The sequence below is a fragment of the Pseudomonas sp. GM21 genome (genome assembly GCF_000282215.1).
Taxonomy (GTDB): domain Bacteria; phylum Pseudomonadota; class Gammaproteobacteria; order Pseudomonadales; family Pseudomonadaceae; genus Aquipseudomonas.
The window spans coordinates 1-18,263 of sequence record NZ_AKJS01000144.1 but is presented as its reverse complement, the minus strand read 5'-3'; the positions used below and the strand labels follow the sequence as shown (position 1 = coordinate 18,263).

The window sequence follows — 18,263 nt, the reverse complement described above, 5'->3', positions numbered from 1 at the left end:
GGGGAGAACCGTTATGGATCATTCACCTTGGCACGCCGGCGAGAAACAGCTGCAAGCCCATGTCGGCGTTGCCGAACGAATGGAGACGTTTGGTCGTAAGGTGATTCGCAATCAGATGCCGGATCAGCACCGTGCGTTCTATCAGCAACTGCCGTTCATGCTGTACGGCGCGGTAGATGCCGATGGCAACCCTTGGGCCAGCATTCTTGAAGGGCCTCCAGGCTTTGCTCATTCTCCCGACCCTTCGCGGCTGCAGTTCGACTGTTTGCCGAGTGCCGACGACCCCGCTCAACTGCGAAACGGGGACGCCATCGGACTACTCGGTATCGAGTTGCACACCCGGCGTCGCAACCGCCTCAATGGTCGAGTCGGCAGCATGACGGCCGGCGGATTCGGTATGACGGTGGAGCAATCCTTCGGCAATTGTCCGCAATACATTCAATTGCGCCAGTTTCACTCGGTACCGTTGGCGGACCCTGCGAACCGCGTCGCACAGCACTTGAATGAACTGGATGACGCGGCCAGGGCCATGATCATCGAGGCGGACACGTTCTTTGTCGCTAGCTACGTGGACGTCGAGGGCCAGCGTTCAGTGGATGTTTCTCATCGGGGTGGGCAGGCTGGTTTCGTACAGGTAGAGGGCAATCGCCTGACCATTCCGGACTTCGCCGGCAACCTGCATTTCAACACCCTGGGCAATCTGCTGATCAATCCTCGCGCTGGTTTGTTGTTTATCGATTTCAATTCAGGTGACCTGCTGCACCTCAGCGGTCGCACCGAGATCATCCTCGACGGCCCGCAAATCGACGCCTTTCAAGGCGCCGAGCGGCTGTGGACCTTCGAGGTCGAACGCGTGGTGCGTCGCCCTGCGGCGCTTTCCTTGCGCTGGCGCTTTGACGGCGTATCACCTACCAGTTTGCTAACCGGCACTTGGGCGCAGGCCAATGCACGTCTACAAGCCAAGGCCTTGGGCGATCACTGGCGGTCGCTGCGGGTGACGCGCATCGAACAGGAAAGCCTACACATCCGTTCGATTTATCTGGAGCCCACCGATGGTGCCGGGTTGCCGGTATTTCAGGCTGGGCAGCATTTGCCCCTGCGATTCAACATTGCCGGTGACGTGCATATCCGCACGTACAGCCTGTCGAGCGCGCCTTCTGATGATTTTTTCCGTATCAGCGTGAAGCGTGACGGGTTGGTGTCATCACACCTGCATGAGCGGATTCATGTCGGTGATGTGCTGGAGGCTCGCGCGCCTCAAGGGCATTTCACCGTGGCACCCCACGAGCGGCGTCCGCTGGTTTTGCTAGCCGCTGGAGTGGGGATTACGCCGCTGCTGTCGATGGTGCGTGAGGTGGTTTATCAAGGCTTGCGTACGCGGAGCATCCGCCCGACCTGGTTCTTCCAGAGTTCGCGAACCTTGGCCGATCAACCGTTTCGCCCGGAACTGAACCGCTTGCTCGACGGGCTCGGCGACGCGGTGCGCGTTCTGCGTTTGCTCAGTCAGCCGGAGCCCGATGCAGTCGAAGGGGATGATTTCGACATGACCGGGCGGATCGACGCTGACTTGCTCAAGACCACGCTTGAGGTGGAAGACTACGATCAGCTGGATTTCGTACTCTGCGGCCCAGGCAGTTTTACCCAGGCGATGTACGACAGCCTGCGCGATATGGACATCCGTGATTCGAGGATCCACGCCGAAACCTTTGGCCCGTCGACGTTGCGCCGGATACCCGACCCGGATGCCGTGGTCATCGAGCAACCACCGGCAGCCACGACGTCGGTGCCGGTGGTGTTCGAGCGCTCGGCCAAAGAGGCGCGCTGGAAGCCCGACAGCGGCAGTTTGCTGGAATTGGCCGAAAGCCGTGGTTTGCGCCCGGAATTCAGTTGCCGCGGTGGGTCTTGCGGGACGTGCAAGACCCGCCTGATCGGTGGGACGGTAACTTATCCACAAGTGCCGGCAGAAGTGCCAGGCGCTGGCGAGGTGCTGATTTGTTGTGCGGTACCGGCGCAAGGGTCGCAGGCGTTGGTGCTGGACCTGTAACCCCGGGGCAAGCCCGCTCCCACAAAAAATGCAGTCAGGCGTAGGACAGGGATTTTTCTTCCAGCAGTTCTTCGTACAACTCCGTCCACTTGCGGCCCATTTCGTCCGCTGTGAATAACTGCCGATAACGCGCCTCGGCCTTTACTCCCATGTCCGCCGCACGCGTCGGGTTTTCCCATAGCGTGCGCATTGCTTCACGGAAGGCCAGTGGATTACTTGGAGGGACTACCAGCCCGGTCTGGTTGTGAATGTTGATGTAGCTGGTGCCGGTCCCGATTTCGCTGGAGATCATCGGCTTGCCATACATCGCGCCTTCCAGCAGCGAAATACCGAACGCTTCGGAGCGCAGGTGCGACGGGAACACGATGGCGTAACTCAGCTGCAACAGCGCCACTTTATCTTCGTCCCCCAGGCGTCCGAGGAAGTGAATATTGCGTAAACCCAAGGCTGCCGCCTGGGCGTGAAGTTCCTTTTCCAGTGGGCCGGCACCGACAATCACGGTGGGGTAATCCAGATCCTTCAAGGCATCGAGCAGGATGTGCAGACCTTTGTAGTAACGCATCACCCCTACAAACAGAAAAAACTTATCCCCAAGCTTCTGCCGCCAGCGGGCCATGCGTTCGCTGCCGGGCTGTGGATAACCTGCCTTGTTCAAGCCATAAGGAATTACGCGGGTCTTGTCTTGAAACTGCTGCAGTACATCGCTGGTGTGCAGGTAGTTGGGCGATGCGGCGACGATCCGGTCGGCGCTGGCCAGGAAGCGGTTCATCAGCGGACGGTAGAGTTTGAGCAGGTGTTTCTGGCGAATGATGTCGGAGTGGTAGGTCACCACGCTCGGTTTATTCACACCGCTGGCGAAATGCACCAAGTCCATGAACGGCCATGGGAAGTGGTAATTGACCACGTCGGCTTCGGCCGCCAACTCGCGAAACTGTTTGAAGACGCTCCAGGAAAACCCCGTGGAGGCGAACTGAATGTCGAGTCTGGCCCGATGAACTTCGTGATGGCCAAGTTGAACCACTGGTGGGGTCGGGTCGGCACTGAGTGTCAGCACCTGGCCTTCAACACCGTGTTGGGCGCCGCTTTCGCACAACTGGAAAATCACTTGTTCGATCCCGCCGACGGAATCAGGCAGGTACGTCTTGAAAAAATGAAGAACTCGCATTCAACCTCCCATAGCCTGGCGGTAGGCGCGGGCCGTAACCTGCGCGCAACGCTCCCAGGTAAAAAGCCTTGCTTGATGTAGTCCGGCTTCTCGGCATACCTGCCAATGCGCTTGATCGTCGATCAGACGGCTCATTGCATCGCGCAAGCCGTCGGGTTCGTCCTGTTCAACATAGTTGCCCGCAGCGCCTGCGACTTCGGGCATGGCCGAACGCCGAGTCAGAATGACCGGCGTGCCGCTGGCCATGGCTTCCAGCACCGGCAGGCCAAAGCCTTCGTAGAGCGACGGAAAAATCAACGCACGAGCGCCGGCCAACAGCTGTGCCACGTGTTCGTCAGGCAGATAGCCCAGTAAACAGACATGACCGCTGGCCAGGGCCTGATGAAGTTCTTCGCTGAACTGCTCGCGCTGCCAGCCAGCCATGCCGACGATCAACAGAGGAAAACGCTGACGGACCGATTCAGGCAGTCGGGCGTGCGCGCGCAGGGCCAGGGTCAGGTTCTTGCGCGGCTCCAGGGTGCCGACGCAGAGGAAGTATTCCCGCGGCTCGACGCCATGGGCCTTGAGTACCGCGTCGATGGCCTCAGGAGACCTTGGGTGGAAACGCGCGGCTACGCCCAGTGGCGCGACGACGAACCGTTGCGCCGGGAGCCCGAAATGCGCCTGAGCTTCGTCAGCAATGTACTGCGAGTCGGTGAGAATCAGGCTCGCCTGTCGTACACCGTCGGCCAGCCGCCGTTCGATTTCTCGCAAGCGCGCGGGCGGTTGCGTTTCGGGGTATTGCAGGTGAGTCAGGTCATGCAGGGTGATCACCGTCGGACCGTCGAACGACAGCGGCCACAAGCTCGGTTCGTGGTAGAGGTCGATGGCGCGTGCGCGACCTTGATCGAAGCGTTTCTGCTCCAGCCAGCGCCGGGCCTGATAGGCTCCCGGAATTTGTCGCAGCAGCGGCGTCAGTCGGGAATAACCGGGCATGGCCGCTTCAGGCAGCACGGAGCTCCAACCCCAGCCATGAAACAGTGCCAGTTCAACGTCGGGCTCACTCGCAAGGGCGTTCGCCAGTTCGGCGACGTAGTGGCCGATGCCGGTGCGCGGTGCCTGGAGGATTCGGGCGTTAAGGGCAATTCGCATATTGCCTCTCTGTTCTGACCGGCGCTTCTACGAGATTGCGCAGGGTTCGTTCGGCCAATTGCGCACTGGCTTCACGCCAACCGATCCAGCGCCAGTCTGCTACTTCGCGGGTGGCCGGGAACTGACCACTACGCTCAAAACGCACGACCAGGTCGGCCAGGCTTTGTGGCTTGGCCAAATCGAAATACGCCATGAACTCGCCGCCGATTTCGCGAAAGACCGGAATATCGCTGCCCATGGCCGGCAGCCCACGCTGCATGGCTTCCACCAGCGGCAGGCCGAAGCCTTCGACAAAGGACGGAAACACCAGCGAGCTGGCGTGGCTGTAGGCATGTTCGAGGCTGGTGTCGCTCAGATCATTGAACATGAACAGACGATGATTCAGTTGCGGGTGATTGCGCACCCGGGCGAGCAGTGTGTCGCACTTCCAGCCGATTCGCCCGGCAATGCACAACCGGGCGCTGGAGCCGGCCGCCCAGGCAAGTTCAAAGGCGTCCAACAAGTAGTCGTGGTTCTTGCGCGGCTCAATGGTACTGACCATCAAAAACACCGGTTGAGGCGCCTTGAACAACCGAGCAAGGCGCGGTTCCACGGCAGCGGTGGCTTCGCTCAGATCCAGTTCGGAACCGAGGTGGAAATAATCGAACCACAACTCACTGGCCTTGGCAGAACCCAGGCGACGCTGCAATTCCACACGGACCTGATCGCACACCGTGGCGGAAATCGCCACATAGCCATCGGCGGTTTTCGTGATCCAGTCGAACCACTCGTTGAAAACCTGCACCAGCCGGGTGTCGTAGAACTGTGGGTGAGTCAGGGGAATGAGGTCGTAGATGACAGCAACGATGCCCACGCCTTCACGTTTGAGCCGTTCGGCAAACGGGAAAAAATCGGTATGCCAGGACGAGTCCAGCAGCACCAATTGATCCCCCGGTTGGTGCTGCAACGGCGAACAACGCTTGGGCAGTTGATACTGATTGACCTGGTCGATCAGACGCAGCGGCGCACTGAAGCAAGCCAGTGCTGTCAGGCGGTAAGCCACGTACAGGGCGCGCCTTGCCAATTTTGACGTGCAACGTTTGTCGAGACGCTGGTGCAGTTGCCAGAAACGATGGGCCAGTCGGCCCAGTCGCCCGCCCAAGGTCATCAGGTGATCGAAAAACGGAATGTTCAGCGCGCCGAGCTTCAGTACTCGATAGAGTTTGCCGTTGAGCATCACGACCGGGATGCACTCAACCCCGTCCATACTTTCCGGCAGTTGATTGATGACGTTGCGCACCACTCGCTGAATGCCCGAATTGACCTTGGGGTGTTGAAACACGTGGGTGCATTCCACCAGAAGACGCGTCATGGCGTGCGCTCCGAGGTGATCGACGTGTTCGCGCGAGTGATGCTGGTTTTCGCCCCCAGCCACGAGCAACCGACAAAGTCTTCGTGCCGGTTATTAAGCACATGGAACACCAACCCGTAATCGCGCCATTCGAAATTTCGGTCCAGATGCGAATCCAGCCGAGACAGGCTCAGCGCCACGGAATAGTTGCCCTTGCCCAGACCCATGACAAAAGCAAAGCGGTAAGTCACGCGCTCACCGGCCTGCAAGTCGGTCAGCGCCTTGTCTTGACGATGGGTATTGATGCCGTACATGGCTTGGCCCAGTCGGTCCTTGATCATGAAACCCAGCACGAGCCGTTCGATGTCCTGGCGGACTTCAACCTTCACCTCCAGCACCACCGGCTGACCGACTTCGGCGGCGTCGATGGGCCGGTCGTTTTCGTCCAGCAGGCGCACGCTGAGAATCCCGGCTTCACCGGTGCCGGAAATGGTGCTGACTTGCCCCCCAGAGAGCGCTTCTTGTCGCACTGTCTGGCCTTCACGCTCGGCGAGCAGGGCGTTGTAGTAATCCATGACGGCTTCAGGTGTACCGTGCATGACCATGCGACCCTTTTCAAGGAGGATCGCCGAGTCGCAGATCGACTGAATTGCCGAGCGGTCGTGGGACACGATCAGCAGGGTGGTACCGGCTTTGCGAAAGCTGCGGATGCGGTCGAAGCTTTTGTGTTGAAAGTAAGCGTCGCCCACTGAGAGCGCTTCGTCGACGATCAGGATATCCGGGCGGCGGGCGGTGGCCACGCTGAATGCCAGGCGCATCTGCATGCCGCTGGAATAGGTGCGCACAGGGTGATCGATGGCGTCGCCAATTTCCGCGAAGCGTTCGATCTCGGGCATCAATGCTTCAATTTCTTCGACGTGCATGCCCAACAGTTGCCCGGCCATGATCGCGTTCTGCCGGCCGGTGAAGTCTGCGTGAAAGCCCATGCCCAGTTCCAGCAGGGCGGCGACGCGGCCTTCGAGCTGGACGTGGCCGCAGGTGGGTTGGGTGGTGCCGGTGATCATTTTCAGCAGGGTGCTTTTGCCGGCCCCATTGACCCCGACGATGCCCACCGCTTCACCGGGGGCGATTTCGAATGCCACGTCTTGCAGTACCCAGTGCGGGTGATGACGAATCGGCGAAAACGGGATCAGCCACTCGGCCAGTCGGCTCCAGCGGTTTGGGTATTGTTTGTAGGCCTTGCCCAGGCCAGTAACACGAATATGCCCCATCAGAGTTCATCCACCATTTCGCCAACCCGCTGGCGAAACAGCCGCAGCCCGATCAAACAGAACACCAGGCCGGTGATGAAAGTTGGCAGCAGAGAACTCCACACCGGCCATTGCCCGTAAAGAAACATGTTTTGATAACTGACGATCAGGTTGGTCAGGGGGTTGAGTTGCAGCAGGCGCTGAACCCAGTCCGGCAGGATGCTCATCGGGTACACAATGGGCGTTAGCCAGAACCAGAATTGCAGGCAGATGCCGAAGAGTTGTCCGACATCGCGGAAAAACACATTCAGCACGCCGAGCACCATCCCCAGCCCTGCGCAGAACATCATTTGCAATGCCATCAGCGGTATCAGCGCCAGCATCGCCGTGCCCGGCCAACGTCCGGTGATCAGCAGAAAGCCCATGAACAGGCCCATGATGATTGCGAAGTTGATGCCAGCGTTAAACAGCACAATGATCGGCAGGCAGATCCGCGGGAAGCTGATCTTCTTCAGCAGATTGGCGTTTTCCAGGAACATGTTCTGGCTGCGCAGGGTAATTTCGGCGAACAGCCCCCAGGCGAGCAGGCCGGCACAGAGGTAAACGCTGTAGGCCATGCTGTCATCCACACCTGGCAAGCGTGCGCGCATGATGTGGGAAAAAATCACCGTGTAGACGATGATCATCGACAGGGGATTGAGCACCGGCCATAACGCGCCGAACAACGAATTGCGATAACGCGACTGAAACTCTCGCTTCACACTACCTAGGATAAAACCCCGATAGCCCCATAGCGAACGGTACAGAGAAAGCAGCATTCAAATCGTCCTGCCGTATTGGTCTTCGAAACGAACGATATCGTCCTCTCCCATGTATTCGCCGCTTTGCACTTCGATAATCACCAGGTCGATCACGCCCGGGTTTTCCAGGCGATGTTTGTGACCGGCGGCAATGAACGTCGATTCGTTCTTGGCCACCAGCTGGGTGCCGGTACCGTTGTTGGTCACCTTGGCCATGCCTTCGACAACCACCCAATGCTCGTTGCGATGGTGGTGCATTTGCAGCGACAACTTGCCCCCGGGTTTGACCACGATACGTTTTATTTTGAAGCGCGGGCCTTCTTCGAGCACGGTGTAGGTGCCCCAAGGTCGGCTGACTGTGCGGTGCAGGCGATAGGCTTCGTGCTCTTTGTCCTTGAGCTGCTTGGCCACCCGGCGGACATCCTGGGCGCGATCAGCATGGGCCACCAAAAGCGCGTCGGCGGTATCGATGATGATCAGGTTATCCACACCCACAGCCGCCACCAGACGGTCTTCGCTCTGGACAAAATTGTTGTGACTGTCGATGAACACCGCTTCGCCACTGGCGCGGTTGTTTTGAGCATCTGCCGGCACCAGCGCGGCCACCGCGCCCCACGAGCCGATGTCGCTCCAGTCGAAAGTGGCGGGCACCACAACCACCTTGTCGGAACGTTCCAGCAGGGCGTAGTCGATGGAAATGTCAGTGATTTCGGCGAATAACGTCGGGGACAACTCCTGTTGCAGGCACTCGACGGTTTCCACCGGGTTACTGGCCGCCATGCAGGCTTTCGCCTGCTCGAGTAACTCTGGGGCGTGTATTTCCAACTCGGCCAGCACGGCAGCGATCGAGAAGCAGAACATCCCGGAATTCCACAGGAAGTTGCCACTTTCCAGGTATTGCGTCGCGGTTTGCAGGTCGGGTTTCTCGACGAAGCGCCGCACCTTGGCCGCTCCTTTATGGTCCAGCGCCGCGCCGGTTTCGATGTAGCCGAATCCGGTTTCCGGAGCGGTCGGCACCACGCCGAACGTCACTAGAAATCCATCTTTGGCCAGATTGACGGCGTGTTCCACAGCGGTCTTCAAGGCGTCTACGTTGACAATCAAATGGTCGGCCGGCATCACCACCATGATCGCTTCGTCGCCGTGCAGGGCTTTGAGCGACAGCGCAGCCGCCGCAATGGCCGGGGCCGTGTTGCGACCGGTCGGCTCAAGCAGAAAGTGCCCGCGATGGCGACCGAGGTGTGCTTCCTGATAGTGATCCTTGCTCTGGAAGAAGTAGTCGCGGTTGGTCACCGTGACGATATCACCCCAGCCATCGAGCAAACCGGCGGCACGGCGGTAGGTTTTGCCCAGCAGCGACTGACCATCGGGTAAGGTCATGAAGGGTTTGGGATGGCCTTCGCGGGACACCGGCCACAAACGAGTACCGGCACCGCCGGAGAGAATCACGGGAATCAGCATGGCCTACTCCTTGGCGACGCGTTTCATGTCCGCATCCATCATCATGCGGATCAAGGTATCCAGATCGGTCTTTGGCTTCCAGCCCAGTACGCGCTGGGCTTTTGCCGGGTTGCCCAGCAATACTTCCACTTCGGCCGGGCGGAAAAACGCCGGGTCGATTTTTACAAAATCGCGATAGTTCAGGTCGACGTGGTCGAAGGCGATCCGGCACATTTCGCGCACGGTGGTGGTTACGCCGGTGGCGACCACGAAGTCATCGGGCTTGTCTTGTTGCAGCATCAGCCACATGGCTTCGACGTAATCGCCGGCAAATCCCCAGTCGCGTTTCGCGTCGATGTTGCCCAGAAGAAGTTCCTGCTGTTTGCCCTGCTTGATGCGGGCGGCAGCGTCGGTCACTTTACGGGTCACGAACTCGATGCCGCGCAGCGGCGATTCGTGGTTGAACAGGATCCCGCTGCTGGCGTGCAGGTTGAAGCTTTCACGGTAGTTCACGGTGATCCAGTGGCCATACAACTTGGCTACGCCGTACGGGCTGCGCGGGTAGAACGGCGTGTTTTCATCCTGCTGCTCGGCCTGGATCAGGCCAAACATTTCGCTGGTGGACGCTTGATAAAAACGCGTATGCGGACTGAATTGGCGAATGGCTTCGAGCAGATGAGTCACGCCCAGGCCGTCGACGATGCCGGTGGTAACTGGCTGGTCCCAGGAGGCGGCGACAAAGCTTTGCGCGGCCAGGTTATAAACCTCGTCCGGGGCCGATTTGATAACCGCACGCTGCACCGAGCAGGCATCGGCCATGTCGCCGTCCAGGTAAACGATGTCGTGCTCGACGCCCATCTCGCGCAGGCGCCAGCGCGAATCGCTGCTGCGCCGTGCCACCAGCCCGTGGACTTTATAACCCTTGTCGAGCAGTAATTTGGCCAGATAAGCGCCATCCTGGCCGGTGATCCCTGTGATCAGTGCACTTTTTGTCATTCGTGTCGTACTCGTGTCTCCCAGTCGGACAAGACCGCCCGCAGGGATTGTTTTATTGTGATTTCAGGCGCCCATCCTGTGGCCTGGACCAGTTTGGCAGAGCTACCACAAACGCGACGCTGATCTGCGCGGCGAAGGCGTGTCGGGTCTTGAATCAATTGCATGGCGACCTGGGCGAGGTCCCCCAGTTGTTCGATCAAACTGCGAATGCTCTGCTCGTGCCCCGAGCAGATGTTGTAGACCTGTCCCGGTACGCCCTTTTCCAGCAGTGCCAGGTAGGCCGAAATGACGTCGTTTACATCCAGGAAGTCGCGTGTGACGTCGATGTCCCCGACTTCCAGTTGCGGTGCTTGCAAGCCTTGTTTGATTCGGCTGATCTGCCGCGCAGCGCTGGCGATGACGAAGCTTTCACTCTGCCCGGTGCCAATGTGGTTGAACGGGCGGGCGACCATGACCGGCCAGCCTTCACTCAGCCCCCATTGCAGACTCAGGAATTCCGCCGACAATTTGCTCACGGCATAAGGATTGCGCGGGCAGGGTGGCTGCTGTTCGGTAATGGGCAGATCGGTTTCGGTGACCTGGCCGTACACGTCACCAGAGCTGACGTACAGAAATGTACCGGTGAAGCCACGGGCCTTCAGCGCTTGAAGCAGGTTCAAGGTGCCGAGCAGGTTAATGCCGAGCGTGCGCGCCGGATCGCGGAAGGCTTCAGGAACGAAGGTCTGGCCAGCCAGGTGAATGACCGCGTCGGGCATCTCCGGCCACAGGCCTTCGAGGCTGTCTGGTTCAGTGAGATCGTATCGGTAAGTGGCAGGCAGAAGCGCCCATTCCGAGGCATCAGCCTTCAGGCGGGATTGGAAGTGTTGCCCGACGAATCCACTGAGACCCGTCACGAACAGACGCTTTTTCAAACAGCAGCCCCTTGGTCATTCATTTCGTCCATTCCCCACAGGTTTTAAGGAGAGGTCTGACAGACCGGTTGGATTACCGGGTCGAAAGACTGGCGAAATATGTTTGTTGTAGTTGTTTGGTAGCCAATCTGTGCCATTTGTTCGGCAATTTCAACAGGTCCATCCGTGACCAGTCAGTTCTCATCAGAGTCACTCGATTTATTCTCGCCCGGCGGTTCACGATTCCTCAACGGATGTGTTTAGAATGCCCCTCGTCACGATAACCGGTGTTTGTTCGAGGTCTTCCGGGACTGCGCGAATCCGGCCATTAAAACAAGAACGTAGACGGGCAAGAAGACGATGGGCGAGGACTGGCGAACGCCGGCTCGATCCATGGCTTTACCGTCATAGAGTGGGGCTGCCGGGATGGCGGTTTCCTCGTGGGATGCCATGAATTTCATTCTTTACTCGGACGTCAACGACAGCTCCATCAGCCAGAGCCTGGGTCGTCCCGAATACAGTTATTTCTTCGTGCTCAAAGCGTATCGCCCGGTACTCGAAAGCCTTGGACACGTGCACGTGGTGTCCTCCACCGCCGAAGTCGATCCCCTCTACAGACAACTGTCCGCCGCTGGCGAGGACTGTTTGTTCCTGTCGTTTACACCGCCGCAGAAAACCCCGAACGACCTTGAATGCCCGACGATCTGCGTGGTGGCCTGGGAGTTCGACTCGATTCCCGATGAGCAGTGGGACAACGACCCGCGCCAGGACTGGACGCAAATGCTGGCGCGTCAGGGCCGGGTGATCACGCTCTCCACTCATACTGCCCGGGCGATTCGTCGGACCATGGGCGAGGACTTCCCGGTGCTGGTGTTGCCCACGCCGTTGTGGGAAAACTTCGCGGCCATTCGTGAGCAGCACAGCAGTGCGCCGGTCAATGCCGGTGTGACCCTGACGGTCAAAGGCTGCATTTTCGATTCCCGTCACTTGAGCCTGAGCCCCGATAACCTGCTGCCAAAACCACCGACACCGGAACAAGAGGCCGAACTCGATGCATTGCGTCCGCCTCCGCTCACCCTGAAACGACGTTACGTCATCGCCCGTCACTACCTGCGTCTGTGGGCGCTGGATCTGGGGCGCAAGGAAGTGGAGCCGGTGCCGCGGGTGAGGTTTCTGCGCAACTGGTACTGGGAAGGGATTCGGGATCTGCTCTCGGACAATGTGCACGACTGGCTCGGCCAGCGTCTGCCCGACATCGCCGCCCCGCAAGCCGTACCCGTGGTGCCTGAACCACCTCCGCGGGATCTGCCGGACACCTCATCGCTGGTTGAGACCGTCGTCGATGGAGTGGTTTACGTTGCCGTGCTCAACCCCACGGATGGCCGCAAGAACTGGCTTCAGATTCTCACTGCGTTCTGCTGGGCATTCCGTGACAACCCCGACGCCACGCTGGTGCTGAAGATTACTCAGCGCGATCTGGCGTCTTGCTACGGCCATTTGATGACTCCACTGGCGCAACTGGCACCGTTCGCTTGTCGGGTGGTGATGGTCCACGGTTATCTGGATGATCAGCAATATGCAAAGCTTTATAACGCCGCCAGTTTCTACGTCAACGCTTCGCACTGCGAAGGTCTGTGCTTGCCGCTGATGGAGTTCATGGCCTGCGGCAAACCGGTGATCGCTCCCGATCACACGGCGATGCAAGACTACATCGACGACTCGGTGGCGTTCGTGGTCAAGTCCAGCGAAGAGCCGACCACATGGCCTCAAGACACTCGCATTCTCTTCCGCACGCGGCGCCATCGACCGGACTGGGGCTCGCTGAAGAGCGCCTATGAAAACAGCTACCGGATGGCCAAGACGCAGCCGCAGGAATACCGGCGCATGTCCGTTGCCGCTGTCGAACGCATGCACGAGTACTGCGCGTCCCCTGAGCTGCAGCAGCGTATAGCGGACTTTTTCGAACTTGCGCCACAAGCCGGCAATGCCGCCCCGGTGATGGATAACGCCTCATGCTGATCATCATCCATTCGGAAACCAACCAGCACACCATTGCCCAGAACCTTGGCCGTTCGGAATACAGCTATTACTTCGTGCTCAAGGAATATCGTCCGGTGCTTGAGCGGCTCGGGCGGGTGATCGAAGTGACTGATCCGGAACATGAAGTCGATACGCTATATGCGGACTGCCTGGCTCGTGGCGAGTCCTGCGTGTTCCTGTCGTTCTCGCCGCCGCACCGCACGCCAGTGCACCTGGTTTGCCCGACCTTGCCGGTGTTCGCCTGGGAATTCAGCACCATCCCCAATGAGCCTTTTGCCGGTGAACCACGTAACGACTGGCGCGCGGTGCTGAGCGCCTGCGGGGCAGCGATCACCCATTCCAGCTACACGGTCAACTCGGTACGCGAGGCGATGAGCGCCGATTACCCGGTCGTCGCGGTGCCAGCGCCAGTGTGGGATCGTTTTGCGGCTCGCGGTGCACAGTTGCGGGGTCAGGCACTGACGGACTCAGTGCGATTGAAGATCAAAGGCCTGGTGGCCGATAGTCGTCAGCTCGATCTGAATGCCTTCGCATCTGCGGATTTGCACGGCAATACCGGTTTCGATTTCCAGGCGCCAGTCATCGAGCAGGATTTATTGCTCGAGGGTGTGGTTTACACCTCGGTCTTCAATCCCAGCGACGGACGCAAAAACTGGGAAGACATGATCAGTGCCTTTTGCGCGACGTTCCGTGAGATTGAAGACGCGACACTGGTGCTGAAACTCACCCACCACGATGCCGAAGAAGCGCTCAGCGACATCCTTCATCACCTGTATAAAAACCAGACCTACCGCTGCCGCATCGTGTTGATCTACGGCTACCTCGCGGACGCGGACTACGAGCGTCTGGTGCAGGCGACCCGCTACGTGGTCAACACCTCCTATGGCGAAGGCCAGTGCCTGCCGCTGATGGAGTTCATGTCCTGTGGCAAACCGGCGGTAGCGCCGCTGACCACGGCGATGATCGACTACCTGAAAGCCGACAATGCGTTCCTGATCGAGTCCACGGATGAGCTCACCGCCTGGCCGCACGATCCGCGCGGGGCGTACCGCACGCTGCGCTACGCCACAAACTGGGCGTCATTGTGCGCGGCCTATCGGACCAGTTACGAGGTGACGACAAACGATCCGCTGCGTTATGCGCAAATGTCGGTACAGGCGGTCAACAGCCTGCAAGCGTTTTGCAGTCAGGCGGTGGCTGAACAGCGGTTGCGGGATTTCCTCGAGCAGCTGTTCGAGCGCCACGCTGTGGCAGCCATGGAGGCCTCGGGGGCATGATCCGCAGATTACTGAGACGCCTGCTACCCGCCGCGCAATCGGCGCCGATTCCTGTACCGATTTCTGTGCCTGAACCATTGCCGCCAAATGTTTCGCCCCGAGATGTCGGCCTGCACGATGCTGTACTTGATGGCTGGTTTCTCAACGACAGCGGGGAACTGCTCAAGGGCTTTGCCATCACCGCGGACGATACCTTGCTCGATGTCGGGTGTGGCGAAGGCGCAGCGACACTGTTTGCCGTGCGCCAGGGCGCGTCGGTGATTTTCACCGACAGCGAACACGACAAGGTGCGCGACCTCGGACGGCAGGTAGAAGCCCAATCGGCCAAGCCCAATCTTGGCCTGGTCAGCAATAGCCTGCCGTTACCGTTGGCCGACGGATGCGCGAGCAAAGTGGTGTGTATGGAGGTGCTGGAACATATCGAGCACCCGGAACCGTTCATGGCCGAACTGGTGCGCATGGGCTGTCCCGGTGCGCTGTATCTGCTCAGCGTGCCGGCACCGGTCGGCGAACATTTGCAGAAAGGTATTGCCCCCGACAGTTATTACCAGTCCCCCAATCATGTGCAGATTTTCACCGCTCAGCGTTTTGCCGCGTTGGTGGAGGACGCAGGTCTTGTGATCGAGCATCGTCAGGCCACCGGATTTTTCTGGGTGATGGGTATGATCTTCTTCTGGGCCAGTGAGCGGGCCGCCGGGCGGGATTTGGGCGGCGCAGTGCGTGATCGCATTCATGCGCCGTATCCACCGCTGATGGAGAGCTGGGCCAGAACCTGGCAAGACCTGTTGGCGCAACCCGACGGGCTGGCGATCAAGCAGATGCTCGACCACTTCATGCCCAAGAGTCAGGTGATCATCGCGCGCAAACCGTTAGATAGTGAGGGTGCGCCATGAGCAGCAAACGAATCATGGATATCGAGGTGCTGCGTGCCATAGCGGTGCTCGGCGTACTGTTCCATCACTTGCAGGGCAGCCTCTTCACGGATCCCGTGCCGCTGCTTGAAAAAATCCACGCCTGGGCGCAGCCGTGGTGGGGTGTCGATCTGTTTTTCGTTATCTCGGGTTTTGTCATTGCCCGTAGCCTGATTCCTGCGCTGCAAGGCTGCAGCACGGGTAAGGAATACTGGGAGCAGACACGCAATTTCTGGCTGCGACGAGCTTTTCGCCTGTTGCCGTCGGCCTGGTTGTGGCTGGCGTTGATGCTGCTGGCGTGCGTCTTTCTTAACCGCTCCGGTGCGTTCGGCACGTTGTACGCCAACCTTCAGGCAACGTTGGCGGGGGTGTTGCAGTACGCCAATTTTCGTTTTGCCGACAGCTTCTTTCATTACGAGTATGGCAGCAGTTTCGTGTACTGGAGTCTGTCGCTTGAAGAGCAGTTTTATCTGCTGTTCCCGCTGCTGATTTTCGTCTGCCGCAAACATCTGGTGTGGGCGTTGCTGGCGCTGGTCGTGGTGCAGCTGTACACCGTGCGCACGCCGCTGTTGATGGTGGTTCGCACCGACGCTCTGGCCCTTGGGGTACTGTTGGCGATATGGAGTGTGCAGGCGAGTTACAGGCGTTGGCAGCCGACATTTTTGCGCCGGCCGTGGGCTGGCGTGTCGTCTCTGATCATTGTCGGATTGCTGTTGAGTTTTATGGCTACCGACCGTTTCACCTTCGCTAATTACCGCATCGGCTCGATCGCAATACTCAGCGCGGTGCTGGTCTGGATTGCCTCCTATAACCGTGATTACCTCTTGCCCGCCGGTGGATTGCAGCGGCTGATGGCGTGGATCGGCAGTCGTTCCTACGGCATTTACCTGATCCACATTCCCGCCTATCAGTTGGTGCGCGAAATCATCTTCCGGTTGCAGAGTGCCGGTCTGCCGAGCCCGGCCGGGCATCCGGTGGTCACGCTGCTGATCGCCTTCGGGCTGATTGTTCTGCTCAGCGAACTGAATTTCCGCTTCATCGAAATGCCCATGCGCAACCGTGGCGCCGCGCTGGTGCAACGCCTCGGTACATCCCAAACCGCTGTCCCATCCACTGGAGCCACCTCATGCTGAGCCTTTTGAAGAAACTCACGTCGGCGACGCCCGCACCGGCCCCGGTGCAAACCGTCGCCCCGGTGGCAGAAAAGGTCGATCCGTACATGCTCGGGTTGCACGACGCGATGCTCAGCGGGTGGTTCAATCAGGAGACCGGCGAGCTGTTCACAGGCTTCCCGGTGTCGGCTGATGACACCTTGATAGATGTGGGCTGCGGTGATGGTGGCAACGTGCAATTCTGCGGCCGGCGCGGAGCAAAGATTATCGTCGCCGACATCGACGCCGCCAAAGTTGAAGCCACCCGTCAGCGTTTGAGCGAAACCCCGGCCCGAGACGTCGAATGCTACGTCACCGATTGCAATCCGCTACCGATTGCCGCCGCCACGGCCACGCGCGTGGTGTCCACCGAAGTTATCGAGCATGTGGACGACCCGGCGCAGTTCCTTGCTGAACTGGTGCGTGTCGGCAAGCCGGGTGCTCTGTATTTGCTCAGCGTTCCACACCCCAGCTCCGAAGACCTGCAAAAGGACATCGCCGCGCCGGAGTATTTCCAGAAGCCCAACCATATACGCATCATCAGTGAAGAGCAGTTCAAGGCGATGGTCAGTGACGCTGGCCTGGAAGTGCTCAGCCACAGCCAGTACGGCTTTTACTGGTCGATGTGGATGATGCTGTTCTGGGAAGCCAAGGTCGATTTCAGCAATCCCGACCATCCGTTGCTCAATCACTGGGCCGACACATGGCAAGCCATATTGGCTTCACCTCGTGGCGCGCAGATCAAACAGGCACTGGATGCGGTCGTGGCGAAAAGTCAGGTGATCATTGCCCGCAAGCCTATGGTGTAGACGGCCATGTAGCAGCTGCCGAAGGCTGCGTCCGGCTGCGAAGCAGTCGTAAATCCTGAATACACGGTTTACCTGAAAAATCGCGACGCCTGACTATACGACTGCTTCGCAGCCGGACGCAGCCTTCGGCAGCTGCTACAAAGGTCAGCTTTTGGCTCAAGGGTTTTTTCATGTTGTTTTTCACGCGTTTGATCGTGTCGCTGTCGGCCCTGGTGCTGCTCAGCGGTTGCGAGCAACAAGACGCGCCCCCGCTCGATCAACAACTCTACATCTGGCAACGGCAATGGACACCGGCCCATGATGCTGCCCTGCGCGACAGTCGCGCAGACTTTTCGACCCTACGGGTGCTGGCCTTGCAGGCGTTTCCTCAAGCTGGCTGGCATCGGGCGCGGATTGATCCGGGGTTGCTCAAACGCGATGGTCGGCCGTTGATTGCGGTGATTCGTCTTGATGGTCAGCTCAAGTCGTTGGACCAGGACGAGATGACGGCGCAGATCCAACAAGTTCTCAGCGACTGGCAAGGGCAGGGCCTGACACTGACTGGGGTGGAAATTGACCACGATGCGGGCAACGCTCGGTTGCCGGCGTATCGAGCTTTTCTGGCACACCTGCGGGGAGATTTACCGTCGACTTTGCCGCTGAGCATTACGGCGTTACCGGCATGGCTGGACAGTCCCGAACTGCCGGCGCTGTTATCGACCGTCGATAGCAGCGTGTTGCAGGTGCACGCGGTGAGCGATCCACGGCGCGGGTTGTTCGATCCGACTCAGGCGCGGCAGTGGGCCAGGCGTTGGAGTCGCGTCACAACGAAGCCTTTCTATCTCGCGCTGCCGGCTTATGGCGTGGCCCTGTTGCCAAGCGCCGGTGGCGCACCCGTTGTGGAAAGCGAGGTGCCGGTGGGGCGGAGTGGCGAGCGCCGGGAATTGCTGGCTGATCCGCTGCAACTGAGCACACTCGCTGCAGAATTGCGCGCCGATCCGCCTGCGCATCTGGCCGGCCTGATCTGGTTTCGCCTGCCGCTGGCGGGGG

Annotated in this window: 15 protein-coding genes; 7 read left to right on the top strand and 8 right to left on the bottom strand. The window is 59.4% G+C overall.

The annotated features are described in order from the left end of the window. The first annotated feature begins 13 nt into the window (after positions 1 to 13). Positions 14 to 2,044, top strand: coding sequence for a pyridoxamine 5'-phosphate oxidase family protein (locus PMI22_RS05900; protein ID WP_007948071.1), 2,031 nt, complete (start codon positions 14 to 16; stop codon positions 2,042 to 2,044). Positions 2,045 to 2,078: 34 nt separating this feature from the next. Here the strand turns inward: PMI22_RS05900 and PMI22_RS05905 are convergent, their stop codons facing one another. Genes PMI22_RS05905 through PMI22_RS05940 form a run of 8 tightly spaced genes read right to left on the bottom strand, consistent with a single transcriptional unit; the run spans position 2,079 to position 11,067 of the window. Further along, a complete protein-coding gene (locus PMI22_RS05905) occupies positions 2,079 to 3,209 on the bottom strand; it encodes a glycosyltransferase family 4 protein (RefSeq protein WP_007948070.1) in 1,131 nt (376 codons plus the stop codon). Beyond that, positions 3,210 to 4,340 (bottom strand): glycosyltransferase family 4 protein, encoded by a 1,131-nt coding sequence (locus tag PMI22_RS05910; protein ID WP_007948069.1) that lies wholly within the window; start codon positions 4,338 to 4,340, stop codon positions 3,210 to 3,212. It lies immediately after the preceding gene. Next, positions 4,324 to 5,691: a glycosyltransferase family 4 protein gene (locus PMI22_RS05915; protein WP_007948068.1), complete on the bottom strand. Its 1,368-nt coding sequence runs from the start codon at positions 5,689 to 5,691 to the stop codon at positions 4,324 to 4,326. Before PMI22_RS05915 ends, PMI22_RS05910 begins: the two co-directional genes overlap by 17 nt. After that, a complete protein-coding gene (locus tag PMI22_RS05920; RefSeq protein WP_007948067.1) occupies positions 5,688 to 6,941 on the bottom strand; it encodes an ABC transporter ATP-binding protein in 1,254 nt (417 codons plus the stop codon). Before PMI22_RS05920 ends, PMI22_RS05915 begins: the two co-directional genes overlap by 4 nt. After that, a complete protein-coding gene (locus PMI22_RS05925; RefSeq protein WP_007948065.1) occupies positions 6,941 to 7,738 on the bottom strand; it encodes an ABC transporter permease in 798 nt (265 codons plus the stop codon). The genes PMI22_RS05920 and PMI22_RS05925 overlap by 1 nt, the downstream gene beginning before the upstream one ends. Next, positions 7,739 to 9,181, bottom strand: a complete 1,443-nt coding sequence (locus tag PMI22_RS05930) for a mannose-1-phosphate guanylyltransferase/mannose-6-phosphate isomerase (RefSeq protein ID WP_007948064.1) — start codon at positions 9,179 to 9,181, stop codon at positions 7,739 to 7,741. 3 nt (positions 9,182 to 9,184) lie between these two features. Beyond that, complete coding sequence (gene gmd, locus PMI22_RS05935; protein WP_007948062.1) at positions 9,185 to 10,156, bottom strand: GDP-mannose 4,6-dehydratase; 972 nt, start codon at positions 10,154 to 10,156, stop codon at positions 9,185 to 9,187. Further along, positions 10,153 to 11,067: a GDP-mannose 4,6-dehydratase gene (locus tag PMI22_RS05940; RefSeq protein ID WP_007948061.1), complete on the bottom strand. Its 915-nt coding sequence runs from the start codon at positions 11,065 to 11,067 to the stop codon at positions 10,153 to 10,155. Before PMI22_RS05940 ends, gmd begins: the two co-directional genes overlap by 4 nt. 429 nt (positions 11,068 to 11,496) lie before the next feature. On the opposite strand from PMI22_RS05940, the gene PMI22_RS05945 reads away from it, so the two are divergent. From PMI22_RS05945 to PMI22_RS05970, 6 genes are all read left to right on the top strand, one after another. Next, entirely contained in the window at positions 11,497 to 13,065 is a 1,569-nt protein-coding gene (locus PMI22_RS05945; protein WP_033049614.1) for a glycosyltransferase, read from the top strand. Further along, positions 13,059 to 14,363: a glycosyltransferase gene (locus PMI22_RS05950; RefSeq protein ID WP_007948059.1), complete on the top strand. Its 1,305-nt coding sequence runs from the start codon at positions 13,059 to 13,061 to the stop codon at positions 14,361 to 14,363. The genes PMI22_RS05945 and PMI22_RS05950 overlap by 7 nt, the downstream gene beginning before the upstream one ends. Further along, positions 14,360 to 15,256, top strand: coding sequence for a class I SAM-dependent methyltransferase (locus tag PMI22_RS05955; RefSeq protein ID WP_007948058.1), 897 nt, complete (start codon positions 14,360 to 14,362; stop codon positions 15,254 to 15,256). Before PMI22_RS05950 ends, PMI22_RS05955 begins: the two co-directional genes overlap by 4 nt. Beyond that, a complete protein-coding gene (locus PMI22_RS05960) occupies positions 15,253 to 16,407 on the top strand; it encodes an acyltransferase family protein (RefSeq protein ID WP_007948057.1) in 1,155 nt (384 codons plus the stop codon). Before PMI22_RS05955 ends, PMI22_RS05960 begins: the two co-directional genes overlap by 4 nt. Beyond that, positions 16,401 to 17,234, top strand: a complete 834-nt coding sequence (locus PMI22_RS05965) for a class I SAM-dependent methyltransferase (RefSeq protein WP_007948056.1) — start codon at positions 16,401 to 16,403, stop codon at positions 17,232 to 17,234. The genes PMI22_RS05960 and PMI22_RS05965 overlap by 7 nt, the downstream gene beginning before the upstream one ends. A 170-nt stretch (positions 17,235 to 17,404) precedes the next feature. After that, a partial coding sequence (locus PMI22_RS05970) for a DUF3142 domain-containing protein (protein WP_007948054.1) occupies positions 17,405 to 18,263 on the top strand: 859 nt, incomplete at its 3' end.